Origin of the sequence: Amycolatopsis sp. FU40, assembly GCF_021903635.1 — a bacterium.
Lineage (GTDB): Bacteria > Actinomycetota > Actinomycetes > Mycobacteriales > Pseudonocardiaceae > Amycolatopsis > Amycolatopsis dendrobii.
The window spans coordinates 8,229,235-8,243,279 of sequence record NZ_CP091381.1 but is presented as its reverse complement, the minus strand read 5'-3'; the positions used below and the strand labels follow the sequence as shown (position 1 = coordinate 8,243,279).

General features: G+C 69.1%; 14 protein-coding genes. All 14 read right to left on the bottom strand.

Features of this window, described 5'->3' with window-relative positions:
* Positions 1-2: 2 nt before the first annotated feature.
* Complete coding sequence (gene nuoK / locus L3Q65_RS39065; protein WP_033291119.1) at positions 3-302, bottom strand: NADH-quinone oxidoreductase subunit NuoK; 300 nt, start codon at positions 300-302, stop codon at positions 3-5.
* Positions 299-1,177 carry an NADH-quinone oxidoreductase subunit J gene (locus L3Q65_RS39060; protein ID WP_237597915.1) on the bottom strand — a complete coding sequence of 293 codons (879 nt, stop codon included), beginning with the start codon at positions 1,175-1,177 and terminating at the stop codon, positions 299-301. The genes nuoK and L3Q65_RS39060 overlap by 4 nt, the downstream gene beginning before the upstream one ends.
* Positions 1,174-1,719, bottom strand: a complete 546-nt coding sequence (gene nuoI, locus L3Q65_RS39055; RefSeq protein ID WP_182890363.1) for an NADH-quinone oxidoreductase subunit NuoI — start codon at positions 1,717-1,719, stop codon at positions 1,174-1,176. Before nuoI ends, L3Q65_RS39060 begins: the two co-directional genes overlap by 4 nt.
* The gene (gene nuoH, locus L3Q65_RS39050) at positions 1,706-3,052 is read right to left on the bottom strand and encodes an NADH-quinone oxidoreductase subunit NuoH (protein WP_237597914.1); all 1,347 of its coding nucleotides are present in this window, start codon (positions 3,050-3,052) and stop codon (positions 1,706-1,708) included. Before nuoH ends, nuoI begins: the two co-directional genes overlap by 14 nt.
* On the bottom strand, positions 3,049-5,553 hold the full coding sequence (locus tag L3Q65_RS39045) for an NADH-quinone oxidoreductase subunit G (protein WP_237597913.1): 2,505 nt from the start codon (positions 5,551-5,553) through the stop codon (positions 3,049-3,051). Before L3Q65_RS39045 ends, nuoH begins: the two co-directional genes overlap by 4 nt.
* The gene (nuoF, locus tag L3Q65_RS39040; protein WP_182890366.1) at positions 5,550-6,833 is read right to left on the bottom strand and encodes an NADH-quinone oxidoreductase subunit NuoF; all 1,284 of its coding nucleotides are present in this window, start codon (positions 6,831-6,833) and stop codon (positions 5,550-5,552) included. Before nuoF ends, L3Q65_RS39045 begins: the two co-directional genes overlap by 4 nt.
* Positions 6,833-7,696: an NADH-quinone oxidoreductase subunit NuoE gene (gene nuoE / locus L3Q65_RS39035; RefSeq protein ID WP_182890367.1), complete on the bottom strand. Its 864-nt coding sequence runs from the start codon at positions 7,694-7,696 to the stop codon at positions 6,833-6,835. Before nuoE ends, nuoF begins: the two co-directional genes overlap by 1 nt.
* A complete protein-coding gene (locus tag L3Q65_RS39030) occupies positions 7,693-9,024 on the bottom strand; it encodes an NADH-quinone oxidoreductase subunit D (RefSeq protein ID WP_237597912.1) in 1,332 nt (443 codons plus the stop codon). Before L3Q65_RS39030 ends, nuoE begins: the two co-directional genes overlap by 4 nt.
* Positions 9,021-9,782 (bottom strand): NADH-quinone oxidoreductase subunit C, encoded by a 762-nt coding sequence (locus L3Q65_RS39025; protein ID WP_182890369.1) that lies wholly within the window; start codon positions 9,780-9,782, stop codon positions 9,021-9,023. Before L3Q65_RS39025 ends, L3Q65_RS39030 begins: the two co-directional genes overlap by 4 nt.
* A gap of 6 nt (positions 9,783-9,788) precedes the next feature.
* Complete coding sequence (locus L3Q65_RS39020; protein WP_009072052.1) at positions 9,789-10,337, bottom strand: NADH-quinone oxidoreductase subunit B family protein; 549 nt, start codon at positions 10,335-10,337, stop codon at positions 9,789-9,791.
* A gap of 4 nt (positions 10,338-10,341) precedes the next feature.
* Positions 10,342-10,752, bottom strand: coding sequence for an NADH-quinone oxidoreductase subunit A (locus L3Q65_RS39015; RefSeq protein WP_037818926.1), 411 nt, complete (start codon positions 10,750-10,752; stop codon positions 10,342-10,344).
* Between the two features lie 605 nt (positions 10,753-11,357).
* On the bottom strand, positions 11,358-12,650 hold the full coding sequence (locus L3Q65_RS39010; RefSeq protein ID WP_182890371.1) for a geranylgeranyl reductase family protein: 1,293 nt from the start codon (positions 12,648-12,650) through the stop codon (positions 11,358-11,360).
* 10 nt (positions 12,651-12,660) lie between these two features.
* On the bottom strand, positions 12,661-13,350 hold the full coding sequence (locus L3Q65_RS39005; protein ID WP_182890372.1) for a demethylmenaquinone methyltransferase: 690 nt from the start codon (positions 13,348-13,350) through the stop codon (positions 12,661-12,663).
* Between the two features lie 10 nt (positions 13,351-13,360).
* The gene (locus L3Q65_RS39000; RefSeq protein ID WP_182890373.1) at positions 13,361-14,017 is read right to left on the bottom strand and encodes a DUF4386 domain-containing protein; all 657 of its coding nucleotides are present in this window, start codon (positions 14,015-14,017) and stop codon (positions 13,361-13,363) included.
* Between the last annotated feature and the right edge of the window lie 28 nt (positions 14,018-14,045).

Below are 14,045 nucleotides of genomic sequence, written 5' to 3'. Positions count from 1 at the left end.
CCTCAGTACTTCAGCAGGTTCGTGTCGTCGACCGAGGCCGAGCGGCGGGTGCGGAAGATGGCCATGATGATCGCCAGTCCGACCACGACCTCGGCGGCCGCGACCACCATCACGAAGAACGCCATCACCTGGCCGTGCAGCCCGCCGTTGATGCGGGCGAAGGTGACCAGGGTCAGGTTCACCGCGTTCAGCATCAGCTCGATGCACATGAACACGACGATCGCGTTGCGGCGGACCAGCACGCCCACCGCGCCGATGCAGAACAGCAGCGCGGACAGCAGCAGGTAGTAGCTCGGGGTCACTTTCCTTCCCCTTCTTCTTCCTCGGCGGGCGCGGCCTTTTCGGCTCCGCCGACCAGTGCGTGCGCGTCGGGCTTGGGGCCCTCGTCCGCGATGAGCTTGCGCTCGCGCATGAGCCGGATCGCCGAGGTGGATTCGATGATCTCCGACAGCGACTCCGGCGCGACCGAACCGTCCGGCAGCAGCGCCGGGGTCGACACCGAGCTGGCGGTGGCGAACACGCCGGGACCGGGCAGCGGCGACGGGCGGTCGTGCTTGCCCTGGAAGCGCAGCTTGACCAGTTCGCGCTGGGAGAGCTTGGTCTTGCCGGTGCGGCCGGTGAAGGCCAGCACCATCGCGCCGAGCGCGGCGGTGATCAGCAGCGCCGAGGTCAGCTCGAACGGGAACAGGTACTGGGTGAAGATCAGCCTGCCGAGACCGCCGGGGCCGCCGCCGGTCTGCTGGTACGGGTCGAGCGGCTGGGCCGGGGTCACGTTCACCATCGCGCGGAACACGCCCGCGGCGATCAAGGCGGCGAGCCCGATGCCGAGCACCCCGGCGGCGAGCCGCTGCCCGCGCAGCACCTCGACCACCGAGTCCGAACTGTCCCGGCCGACCAGCATCAGCACGAACAGGAACAGCATCATGATCGCGCCGGTGTAGACGATGATCTGGGTGAACCCTAGGAACGGCGCGGACTGCGTCATGTACAGCGCGCCGAGCGTCAGCATCGTGAGCACCAGCCACAGCGCCGAGTGCACGGCGTTGCGGGAGAAGATCATCCCGAGCGCGCCCAGCAGCGAGAGCGGGCCGAGGATCCAGAACGCGATGGCCTCGCCGGTCGTCACCGACGCGTCGACACTGGCGGCCGGGGCCTGCGCGAGAAGGGCGGCGATCACTTCTTCGCCTCCTGCTGCTGCGCGTTCGCGGCCAGCTCGGGGCCGTTCACGTAGTAGTCCTGCTCGTTGTCGCCGAGCCGCATCGGGTGCGGCGGCTGCTCCATGCCCGGCAGCAGCGGGGCGAGCAGGTCTTCCTTGGTGTAGATGAGCCGCTGCCGGTCGTCGTCGGCCAGCTCGTAGAAGTTGGTCATGGTGAGCGACCGGGTCGGGCACGCCTCGATGCACAGGCCGCAGCCGATGCAGCGCAGATAGTTGATCTGGTAGTCCGCGCCGTAGCGCTCGCCCGGGGAGTACCGCTCTTCGTCGGTGTTGTTGCCGCCCTCGACGAAGATCGCGTCCGCCGGGCACGCCCACGCGCACAGCTCGCAGCCGACGCACTTCTCCAGCCCGTCCGGATGCCGGTTGAGCTGGTGGCGGCCGTGGTAGCGCGGTGCTGCCGGAGCGCCCGCCTCGGGGTACTCCTCGGTCGCGACCTTCTTGAACATCATCCCGAAGGTGACGCCGAATCCCTTGATGGGATTGAGGAAGTCAGTTGCCGCCATCGTCTGTTCCTTCCTGTGCGGCCGCCGCGGTGACGCTCGCCGGCTTGCGCCGCGCGGCCTTCGCCTCCGCCTTGGCCAGCGCCTTCTGCCGCGGCGTCGCGTCCGGGACCCGCAGGTCCAGCGGCGGCAGCGGGTAGCCGCTTCCGGCCAGGTCCACGTAATCCGATTCGGGCAGCTTCTTGTCCGGCAGCGCGAGGCTCAGCAGCACGAGCACCACCAGCACGATGCCGACCCCGATGAGGATCTGCGGCCAGCTCCACTGGACCGTCTTGATCGCGACCACGACCACGATCCACACCAGGTTGACCGGGACCAGGACCTTCCAGCCCAGCCGCATGAACTGGTCGTAGCGCAGCCGCGGCAGCGTGCCGCGCAGCCAGATGAAGCCGAACAGCAGGATGAACGTCTTGGCGAAGAACCAGAGGACCGGCCACCAGTTCTGGTTCAGCGCCGAATCGTCGCCGACGAACGGGAAGCGCCAGCCGCCGAGGAACAGCGTGGTGCAGAACGCGGAGACGATCACCATGTTGACGTACTCGGCGAGGAAGAACATCGCGAACTTCATCGAGCTGTACTCGGTGTGGAACCCGCCGACCAGCTCGGATTCGGCCTCCGGGAGGTCGAACGGCGCGCGGTTCGTCTCGCCGACCATCGAGATCACGTAGATCACGAAGCTCGGGATGAGCATGTAGAAGTACCAGCCGTGCGTCTGCGCCTGCACGATTTCCGACGTCTGCAGCGAACCGGAGTACAGGATCACCGCGACGATCGAGAGGCCCATCGCGATCTCGTAGGAGATCACCTGCGCCGCCGAGCGCATGCCGCCGAAGAGCGGGTACGGCGAGCCGGAAGCCCAGCCCGCCAGCACGATGCCGTACACGCCGACCGACGAGCAGGCGAGGATCACCAGCACGCCGACCGGGAGGTCCATCAGCTGCAGCACCGTGCGGTGCCCGAAGATCGAGACGACCGGGCCGAACGGGATGGCCGAGAGCGCGATCAGCGCGGGGACCGCGGACAGCACCGGCGCGAGGAAGTACACCTTGCGGTCGGCGGTGTCCGGGATGATCTGCTCCTTGAACGGGAGCTTGATCGCGTCGGCGAGCGACTGCAGGTAGCCGCCGGGGCCGACCCGGTTGGGGCCGGGCCGGTTCTGCATCCGGCCGATCGCCTTGCGCTCCCACACGATCAGGAAGATCGTCAGGACCGGCCCGATCAGCAGGACCACGACCGCCTTGATCAGGACGAGCCACCACGGGTCGTCGGCGAGCAGCCGGGCGCGTTCCGCCGCGTCCGGGTACTCGGCGAGGAACTGTGTGAGCTGCGGGCTCACTGGTCACCTCCGGAGATCTGCACGAGCGCGCCGTGTCCGGCGGCGAGTGCGGCGCGGACGGCCGAGCCGTCGGAGTTGCCGGGCAGCCACACGACGCCGTCCGGCAGGTCGGCGACCTCGACCGGCAGGGTGATCGACCCGCGCTCGTTCGACACCCGGACCGTCCCGCCGAGTCCTTCGGCGGTCTTCGCCGAAAGCCGCGCGACCGGCGGCCGCTGGGTGCCCTTGAGGTGCGGTTCGCCGTCCTGCAGCGAGCCGTTGTCGATCAGCTGCCGCCAGGTGGCGAGCACCGCCTGCCCCGGCCCCGGCTCAGAGCGCCCCAATGTGGCATTGGGTGCGTGAGATGCACCCAATGTGGCATTCGGTGCGTCAGATGCACCCAATGCCACATTGGGGCGGGTGCCCAGGCGGGCGAAGTCGGCGGCCGCGGCGGCTGGGGTCTGGGTGAACAGGTCGGCGTCCATCTCGACGGCCAGGGTGTCGAGCACCCGGCCGTCGGAGAGGGAACCGGTGCCCTCCAGCGTGATGTCGAAGTCGCGGCGGCGGCCCTCCCAGTTGAGGTAGCTGCCGGACTTCTCGACCGCCGGGGCGATCGGCAGGACCACGTCGGCCCGTTCGGTGACCTCGCTCGCCCGCAGTTCCAGGCTGACCACGAACCCGGCGTTGTCGAGCGCGCGGCGGGCCAGGTCCGGATCCGGCAGGTCGTTCGGGTCGACGCCGCCGACCACCAGCGCGTCCAGCTGTCCGCCGGAAACGGCCTGGAGGATGCCGGTGACGTCGCGGCCCGGTTCGGCCGGAAGCTCGGCGCCCCACTGCTTGCCGACCTCGGCCCGAGCCGCTTCGTCGGCGACCGAGCGGCCGCCCGGCAGAAGCGTTGGTACGCAACCGGTTTCGAGCGCGCCCCGGTCGCCGGCGCGGCGCGGGATCCACGCCAACCGGGCTCCGGTGCGGGCGGTGAGCCGCACCAGTGCGGAGAACAGGCCGGGGATCTCCGCGGCGCGCTCGCCGACCAGGATCACCGCGCCTTCGCCGCTGAGCGCGGCGTCGACGTCGGCCGCGTGCTGCGCGATGCCGTCCACCGCAGCCGCTTCGCCGCCGGGGACGCAGGCCAGCAGTTCGCCGAAGGTCTTGCGCACCGAGGAGGTCGTCCATTGTCCCAAGTGGACGACGCGGGTGCGGTTCTTGCGGGCCGCCTTGCGCAGCCGCAGGAACACGATCGGCGCTTCGTCCTCGGGCTCGAACGCCACGCACAGCACCGTCTTGGCCCGCTCGAGCTCGCCGAACGTGACGCCGGTTTCCGGCGTGGTGCCCACGACCGTCGAGCCGAGGAACGCCAGCTCCTCGTCCGAGTGCGCGCGGGTGCGGAAGTCGATGTCGTTGGTGCGCAAGGCGATCCGGGCGAACTTCGAGTACGCGTAGGCGTCCTCGACGGTCAGCCTGCCGCCGGTGAGCACCGCGCCGCCCTTGCCTTCGCGGGCCTTCAGCAGCCCTTCCGCGGCGGTCCGGAGCGCGTCGGTCCAGGACGCTTCCTCCAGCTCGCCGCTGGCGTTGCGGACGAGCGGACGGCGGATCCGGTCACCGGCCTGGACGTAGCGGAACGCGAACCGGCCCTTGTCGCACAGCCATTCCTCGTTCACCTCCGGGTCGTCGCCGGCCAGCTTGCGCTGGACCTTGCCGCGCCGGAAGTCGGTGCGCTCGGCGCAGCCGGACGAGCAGTGCTCGCACACGCTCGGCGCCGACACCAGGTCGAACGGCCGCGACCGGAACCGGTACGCCGCGCTGGTGAGCGCGCCGACCGGGCAGATCTGGATCACGTTGCCGGAGAAGTAGCTCTGGAACGGCTCGCCGCCGGTGGTGCGGGAGGCCAGATCGAGCACGTCGGCGGTTTCCGCGGTGCCGATCTGCTGGTGCGCGCCGCGTTCGAGCAGCGCGATGAACGGGTCGCCGGCCACCTGGTCGGAGAACCGGGTGCAGCGCTGGCACAGCACGCAGCGTTCCCGGTCGAGGAGCACCTGCGACGAGATCGGCAGCGGCTTCGGGAACGTGCGCTTCGTGTCGACGAACCGCGATTCCGCGCGGCCGTGCGCGAGGGCCTGGTTCTGCAGCGGGCATTCGCCGCCCTTGTCGCAGATTGGGCAGTCCAGCGGGTGGTTGATGAGCAGCAGCTCCATCACGCCCTGCTGCGCCTTGTCCGCGACCGGCGAGGTGAGCTGCGTCTTGACCACCATGCCGTCGGCGACCGTCATCGTGCACGAGGCCTGCGGCTTCGGCATCGGACGGCCGCCCATTTCGACCTCGACCAGGCACTGGCGGCACGCGCCTGCCGGGTCGAGCAGCGGGTGGTCGCAGAAGCGCGGGATGCTCGTGCCGAGCCGCTCGGCGGTGCGGATCAGCAGTTCGCCCTTGGGCGCGATGACCTCTTCGCCGTCGATGGTCAGCTTGACATGACCTTCGGGGACCGGCGTTTCCGCCGTCTCGGGCTTGTCGGGGGCGATCGTCATGATGCCTGCGCTCCCACCAGTTCTCGCTTGTTGCTCTCACACAGAGCCAGGAACTCGTCCCGGAAGTACTTGATGCCGCTCTGGATCGGCGACACCGCGCCGTCGCCGAGCGCGCAGAACGAGCGGCCGAAGATGTTGTCGCACACGTCGAGGAGGGTGTCGATGTCCTCCTCGGTGCCGTGGCCCTCGACCATCCGCTCCAGGATCTGCGCCAGCCAGTACGTGCCCTCGCGGCACGGCGTGCACTTGCCGCAGGACTCGTGCTCGTAGAACTGCGTCCACTTCATGACCGCCCACGGCACCGAAACGGTCTCGTTGAAGACCTGCACCGCGGTGGTGCCGAGCATCGAACCGGCCTCGGCCGCGCCCTCGAAGTCGAGCGGGACGTCGAGGTGCTCGGCGGTGAACATCGGCGTCGACGAACCGCCCGGCGTCCAGAACTTGAGCGGGATGCCGTCCTTCATGCCGCCCGCCAGCTCCAGCAGCTCGCGCAGCGTGGTGCCGAGCGGGCATTCGTACTGGCCGGGCTTCTCCACGTGGCCGGAGATCGAGTAGATCTTCGGGCCGGGCGACTTCTCCCGGCCCATCTCGCGGAACCACGACGAACCGGCGTTGATGATGTACGACGCGGACGCGATGGTCTCCACGTTGTTCACCGTCGTCGGCGCGGCGTACAAACCGGCGGCCGCGGGGAACGGCGGCTTGAGCCGGGGCTGCCCGCGACGGCCTTCGAGCGAGTCCAGCAGCGCGGTTTCCTCGCCGCAGATGTACGCGCCGGCCCCGGCGTGCACGGTCAGCTCAAGGTCCCAGCCGGTGCCGAAGATGTTTTTGCCGAGGTAGCCCTTCGCGTACGCCTCGCGCGCGGCCGCGTTGAGCCGGCGGATGCAGTGCAGCGCCTCGCCCCGGACGTAGATGAAGCAGTGGTGCGACCGCATCGCGTACGAGGCGATGATGCAGCCCTCGATCAGCGAGTGCGGGTCCGCCATCATCAGCGGAATGTCCTTGCAGGTACCGGGTTCGCCCTCGTCGGCGTTGATCACCAGATAGTGCGGCTTGTCCTCGTTGGGCGGCATGAACGACCACTTCACGCCCGCCGGGAAGCCCGCGCCGCCGCGGCCGCGCAGACCGGAGTCCTTGACCACCTGCACGAGCTGCTCGGGCGTGGCGGCCAGCGCCTTGCGCGCCGCGGTGTAGCCCTCGAGCGCCTCGTAGGTTTCGATGCGCCAGGATTCCGGGGACAGCCAGCGCTTCGTGAGGACCGGAGTGATGGGATCGGCCATTACTTCTTCTCCACTTCAGGAAGCGGAACATCCTGCATGCCTGGGGCGGACCAGCCGCGATCGGCCGCGATCTGCGCGCCGCGCAAGGTCTCGACCGCCTGCGACGGGCCGTCCACCGCACTGCGGTAAGCGGCCTCGTCCTCCGGCCAGAACCCGGCGAGCTGCCGCTCCGCGCCCTTGAAGTCGGTCAGCGCCGCACCGCGCGTCGGGGCGGGCTTTTTGCCTGCCTGCAACGCATCGACGAGCGCGACCGCCTGCTCCGGCGTCTGGTTGTCGAAGTACTCGTAGTTCACCTGGATGACCGGACCGAGGTCGCAGGCCGCGAGACATTCCGCGTGCTCCAAGGTGATCGAGCCAGCCTCGCCCGGCGTGCCCGCGGTTTCCTCGTGCCCCAGCGGCTTTTCCGCCGAACCGAGGTGCGTCTGGAGCTTCTTGTAGATGTCGTCGCCGCCGAGCGCCGCGCACAGCGTGTTGGTGCAGACGCTCACCAGGTGCTCGCCGCACGGGCGGCGCTTGTACATGGTGTAGAACGTCGCGACCGCGCTGACCTCGGCGTCGGTCAGGTCGAGGTGCTGCGCGCAGAAGGCGATGCCTTCCTGGCTCACGTAACCCTGCACCGACTGCACCAGGTGCAGCATCGGCAGCAGCGCCGAACGCGACATCGGGTACCGGGCGATGATTTCCTTCGCCTCGCGGTGCGTGTCGGCGTCGAACACGTCCACCGCCGGGGTGTCGGCGAGAATGTCCTCGGCCAGCGACGGGTCGGGCGCGATCGCGGCGACATCGGTGTCGGCTCCCGCGGCCGCGTACGTCTTCGTCGCGTCGTGCGGCCCCGGCTCCGGGACTGCGGTCGGGTTCGTCATCGGTCAACTCCCCCCAGAACCGGGTCGATCGAGGCGATCACGACGACGAGGTCGGCCACCAGGCCGCCTTCGGCCATCGCGGGCATCGCCTGCATGTTCACGAAACTCGGCTCCCGCAGGTGCACGCGCAGCGGACGGGTGCCGCCGTCGGACACCAGGTGCGCGCCGATCTCGCCGCGCGGCGATTCGACCGGCGCGTAGACCTGGCCCGGCGGCACGCGGAGGCCCTCGGTGACGAGCTTGAAGTGGTGGATCAGGGATTCCATCGACTGGCCCATGATCTTCTTGACGTGGCCGAGCGAGTTGCCCATGCCGTCGCTGCCGATGGACAGCTGCGCGGGCCAGGCGATCTTCTTGTCCTCCACCATGACCGGGCCCGGCTCGGCCATCTTCGCGACCTGCTTCATGATCCGCAGGCTCTGGTGGATTTCTTCGAGCCGCAGCAGGTACCGCGCCCAGCTGTCCGCGTCGGTCGAGGTCGGCACGTCGAACTCGATCTCGTCGTAGCGCGAGTACGGCTCGGTCTTGCGCAGGTCCCACGGCAGGCCCGCGGCGCGCAGCACCGGACCGGTGATGCCGAGTTCGAGGCACGCGTCCAGCGGCAGCACGCCGACGTCCTTGAGCCGGTTCCGCCAGATCGGCTGGCCGGTGAACATCTTGTCGTACAGCGGAAGCCGCTTGTCCATGAGCTTGCAGAAGTCGAGGACCTTCTCCGTCCAGTCCTCGGGGAAGTCCTGGGCGAGCCCGCCGGGACGGATGAACGCGTGGTTCATCCGCAGGCCGGTCAGGTACTCCAGCAGGTGCATGGCTTCTTCGCGCTCGCGGAAGCCGAGCGTCATCGCGGTGGTGGCGCCGAGGTCCATGCCGCCGGTCGCGATGAACACCAGGTGCGAGGTGATCCGGTTCAGCTCGAGAAGCAGCACGCGCAGCAGTTCCGCGCGCGGCGGGGCCTTGATGCCCAGCAGTTTCTCGACGCCGAGGCAGTAGCACATCTCGTTGGACAGCGGAGCGAGGTAGTCCGCGCGCGTCACGAAGGTGACACCCTGGGTCCAGTTGCGGAACTCGGCGCTCTTCTCGATGCCGGTGTGCAGGTAGCCTACGACCGCGCGCAACTGCGTGACCGTCTCGCCTTCCAGCTCCAGCACGAGCCGGAGCACGCCGTGCGTCGACGGGTGCTGCGGGCCCATGTTGATGACCATGCGGTCGTCGTGCTGGGCGTCGCCGAGAACTTCGTCCCAGTCCCCGCCGGAGACGTGGTAGACGGGGCCTTCGGTGGTGTCCCGGACTTCCGCGTACTCGGCTTCCGTCGTTTCTTCGTTGATGGTCACGAGTACGACCTCCGCTGGTCCGGCGGCGGGATTTCCGCGCCCTTGTATTCGACCGGGATCCCGCCGAGCGGGTAGTCCTTGCGCTGGGGGTGGCCGTCCCAGTCGTCCGGCATGAAGATGCGGGTCAGCCCGGGGTGGCCGTCGAAGACGATGCCGAACATGTCGTAGGCCTCGCGCTCGTGCCAGTCGGCCGTCGGGTAGACCGGGACCAGGGACGGGACGTGCAGATCGTCCATGTCCATGGTGATTTCGAGCCGGATCCGGCGGCGGTAGGTCATCGACAGGAAGTCGTAGACCGTGTGCATCCGCTGCGGGACGTCCACGCCGTAGTCGACGCCGGTGACCGCCATGAGCATTTCGAACCGCAGGCCCGGGTCGTTGCGCAGCACCTTCGCGATGGCGACGAGGTGCTCGCGGCTGACGTAGAAGGTGATCTCGCCGCGGTCCACAGTGGTCTGGAGGATCGCGGACGGCGGGATCTTGTTGTCCGCCAAGGCGGCCATGAACTCGTCGGCGAACTCGTCGAACCAGCCGCCGTACGGGCGCTCCGCGGGCGGCGGGCTGTAGGCGGGCAGCCGCAGGCCGCCGTAACCGGAGGTGTCCCCGCTGCCGCGGACGCCGAACATGCCCTTGCGCTCGCGGCCGGCGACGACCGGTTCGGCCGCGCCGGGGCCGTGCGCTTCGAGGCCTGCTTCGGGCCGCTCCGCGCTGGACTGCGGGCCGCCGGTTTCGGGAGTCTCTTCGGGGTTCTCAGGCACCGGTGCTCACTTCTTCGCGTACTTGATCGAGGACGGGATCAACTCGGTACGGGCCCCGCTGGCCGCGCGGATCGCGGCGCGGCGGGCGTTGATCGGCTCGTCCTGGATCTTGGCGTGCAGCTTGAGGATCGCGTCGAGCAGCATTTCCGGCCGCGGCGGGCAGCCGGGCAGGTACATGTCGACCGGGACGATGTGGTCGACGCCCTGCACCACGGCGTAGTTGTTGAACATGCCGCCGGACGAGGCGCAGACGCCCATCGAGAGGACCCACTTGGGCTCGGCCATCTGGTCGTAGATCTGGCGAAGGACCGGGGCCATCTTCTGGGTCACCCGGCCGGCCACGATCATCAGGTCGGCCTGCCGCGGCGTCGCGGAGAACCGCTCCATGCCGAAGCGCGCGATGTCGTAGCGCGAACCGCCGACCGACATCATCTCGAACGCGCAGCAGGCGAGGCCGAAGGTGGCGGGCCACAGGGAGTTCTTGCGAGCCCAGTTGACCAGTCCCTCGAGGCTGGCCAGCAGGATGCCGTTGGGGAGTTTTTCTTCGAGGCCCATGGGTTCAGTTCCAATCCAGGCCGCCGCGCCGCCACACGTAGGCGTACGCGAACCCGACCGTCACGATGAACAGCACGATCTCCACCAGGCCGAAGACACCGAGTGCGTTGGCGTTCACCGCGAACGGGTAGAGGAACACCATCTCGATGTCGAACAGGATGAAGAGCATGGCCGTGATGTAGTAGGCCACCGGCATCCGGCCGCCGCCGACGAGCGGCTGCGGCGACGGTTCGATGCCGCACTCGTAGGCAGCGGTCTTCGCGCGGTTGTACCGCTTCGGCCCGACGAGCGGACCCAGCAGCACGGAGAACACGGCGAACCCCGCCGCGAGCACGAAGAGCAGAACGAGCGGCAGATACACGTTGAGTCCGGGCGCCGCCGGTCCGGGATCGGCCTGCGCCAGCACGGGCACCATCAGCACGGGGTCTTCGCCATCCTTTCCGCGCCGCTGCGGGTTGTTCTCGGGTGGTGGTCCGAGTTCTCGGTTGCGCACCCTAAGGGAGCTGGGTCACACCGCCGAGGGTCAGGGCGCCCTTACGGCCCGTGTCCGACCCACCACCTGCTTGTGAAATAGTTCACAAGCGACGAGTCGCGGTTGTGAAGCGATTCACAAAGCATGGGGGGAGTGTAGGACGTGAGTCACACTCTTGTCCCGAGGGGTTGCGGACTAAGGCGGCCCTAACTTGACCCGGCGGTTCTCCAGGCCCACCCCCGCCCGCACTCGCGAGACCAGCGGTAAAGGCCGATTCAAGAACCGCGCCAGCCCTCGCGGGCGACTCGATCTTGTGACGTATCACACTGACCGGCCGGACAACCCATTGCTCCAGCCGGGTAATGCTCCGGCCCCGGAACGCCTGTGCCACCCCGAAACCCGGCTCCCGAACGCTCCCGCTACGCCCGGGCCCGAACGCCCCAATGTGGCGTTGGGTGCATGTCACGCACCCAATGTGGCGTTGGGTGCGTCTGACGCACCCAACGCCACATTGGGGTTTTCTCCGTAGCGCGGCGGGTGGCGAGAGGTCAGCGCGGGCTGGGGGTGACGCGGGCGAGAGCGGCGATCAGCCGGTCCACTCCGTCGCCGCCGCGGGCGTCATAACACCCGGAAAGCCCCTTGTACACCAAGGGAAGGAGCTTGTTGACCCGCAGCCCGTACTTGGTCGCCGCGTGCATGATCTTCGGCTTCCCGATCAGCTTCGCGAACACGTTCCCGAGCCGGTAGTACCCGCCCATCAGCTCGCCGACGGCCCGCGGGTAGCCCTCCAGCGCGCGTTCCCGCGACGGGCCTTCCGGCCGAGCCAGCGCCTGTACGACAGCCTCGGCCGCAAGTTGCGCCGACTCCATCGCCGCGGAAATACCCTCGCCGTTGAACGGGCTCACCATGCCACCGGCGTCGCCGAGCAGCAGCAAGCCGTTGCGGTAATGCGGCGTCCGGTTGAAGCCCATCGGCAACCCAGCCCCGCCGACCTTGCCGATCGCGTTTTCCTCGCGGTAGCCCCATTCCTCGGGCGTTCCGTCGAGCCACTGCCGCAGCAGCGCGCGGTAATCGGTGTTCCGGAAGGACGCCGACGTCGACAGCATCCCCAGCCCGACGTTGACCGTCCCGTCCCCGAGCGGGAACGCCCAGCCATATCCGGGCAGCAGCTTCGGATCACGGGGATCAGACCGGTCCCACAGCTCGAGGTGCCCCTCGATGAACGGGTCGTCGTGCTTCGGGCTCTTGTAATACCGCCGCACCGCGACCCCCATCGGCCGCTTCTCGTTCTTGTCGATCCCCACGCTCAACGCAAGCCGAGCCGACACCCCATCGCAGGCGAGCACCAACGGCGCCCGATAGCTCACGGGAGTCTTCTCCGGCCCGACCTTCGCCTCAACGCCGACAACCCGGCCGGAAGCATTGGTGATCGCCCCGGTGACCGTGGTGCGCTCGTACAGCCGCGCCCCCGCCTTGACCGCGGTCTTCGCGAGCAGGTCGTCGAAGTCGTGCCGGGTGCGGGAGACGCCGTACGGCGGGTAGTCGGTGAGATCCGGCCAGTCGAACTCCAACGTCAGGTCCCCGGTAAGGATCCGCAGACCGCGGCTGCGCACCCAGCCCGCTTCCTCGCTGGTGTCGAGGCCGAGGTCGATCAACTGCTTCACGCCGCGGGGGGTGAGGCCGTCGCCGCACACCTTCTCGCGCGGGAAGACGGTTTTCTCCAGCAGCAGCACGTCCACGCCCGCCCGGGCGAGGTAGGTGGCCACGGTCGATCCAGCCGGTCCCGCGCCGACCACGATCACTTCGGCGTCGTGGTCCGGGCTGCGGCGCGAGGTCGTCATGCCGCCGATTTTAGGCAGGCTTGCGCGCGCGGTGGATCGCGACGACGCCGAATGTGAGGTTCAGCCACTCCACCTCGGTCCATCCGGCGCTCGCGATGATCTCGCCGAGCCCGCGCTGATCAGGCCAGGCGAGCATCGATTCGGCCAGGTAGGAGTAGGCCTCGGGGTTGGTCGAGGACCGGCTGCCGACCCAGGTGAGCAGCTTGAGGATGAACCGCCGGTAGATGAACCGGATCGGAGCGAAGGTGGGCGTCGACACCTCGCAGATCACCAGCCGGCCGCCCGGTTTGACGACGCGCAGGATCTCGGCGAGCGCGCCCTTGGTGTCGACGAAGTTCCGCAGCGCGAGGGAGATGGTGACGGCGTCGAAGCTGTCGTCGGCGAACGGCAGGCACATCGCGTCCGCGGCGACCATCGGCACGTTCCGGTGCAGCCCGGCCTTGAGCATCCCGACGGAGAAGTCGGCGGCGAGGCACCAGGCCCCGCCGCGGGCGTACTCGACGGTGGAGACCCCGGTGCCCGCCGCCAGGTCGAGCACCTTCTCCCCCGGTTTGGCGTCCAGCACGCGCGCCGTGGTGGTGCGCCAGCGCCGGTCGAACCCGAACGTCATGAACGAGTTCGCCCGGTCGTAACCGGACGCGACGCCGTCGAACATCGCGGCGACTTCGTGCGGATCCTTGTCCAGGCTCGCTCGGGGCATGGGTCCGAGATTAGTCCGTCCGTGCCGCGCGGTCGCGCGGGAGCAGGACGCTGGCAGCGACCAGCCACAGCAGCCCGCCGAACCGGCCGACCGGGATCAGCGGGTACAGCGCCGGGGTCAGCAGCGAAAGCGAGGCGAGCACCGCGGCCGCGGCGACCACCAGCCCGGCGACCGACATCCAGCGCGGCATCAGGTTCAGGAACAACGCGGGCACCGCGATCCCGGCGATCAGCAACGCCAGCGGCACCACGAACCCAGGCCCGCCGGACGCGAAGGCGAGACTGGTCAACGCCCGCGCCACCGCCGGCGTCTCGCTGGCCTGCGCGGCGGTCCAGGTGACCAGCCCGCTCATCGCGAGCGCGGCCGCGGACAGCACGCCACCAGTCAGCCCGATCACCGCGCCCGGCGCCGCGACGCCGAGCCGCCGCTGTCTGCGGTAGGCCGTAGCGGCCCAGACCGCCAACGGAACCGACGCGCCGAACACCGCGAACGCGAGCAGCCGCACGACGCCCTGGTTGCCGCCGATGTACGCGGCGACCTCAGCCGCGCTGGAATCCGGCCGCGTCCCCGCCGCCCCGAGCACCGCCGACGCGACGGTCAGCAGCCCAAACGCCAGCGCCGGTGCCAGCAACGGCGGGCCGCCCTGCTGCCGAGTCATGGTCGTCATGGCAAACCTCCAGGTCAAATAGTTTCAC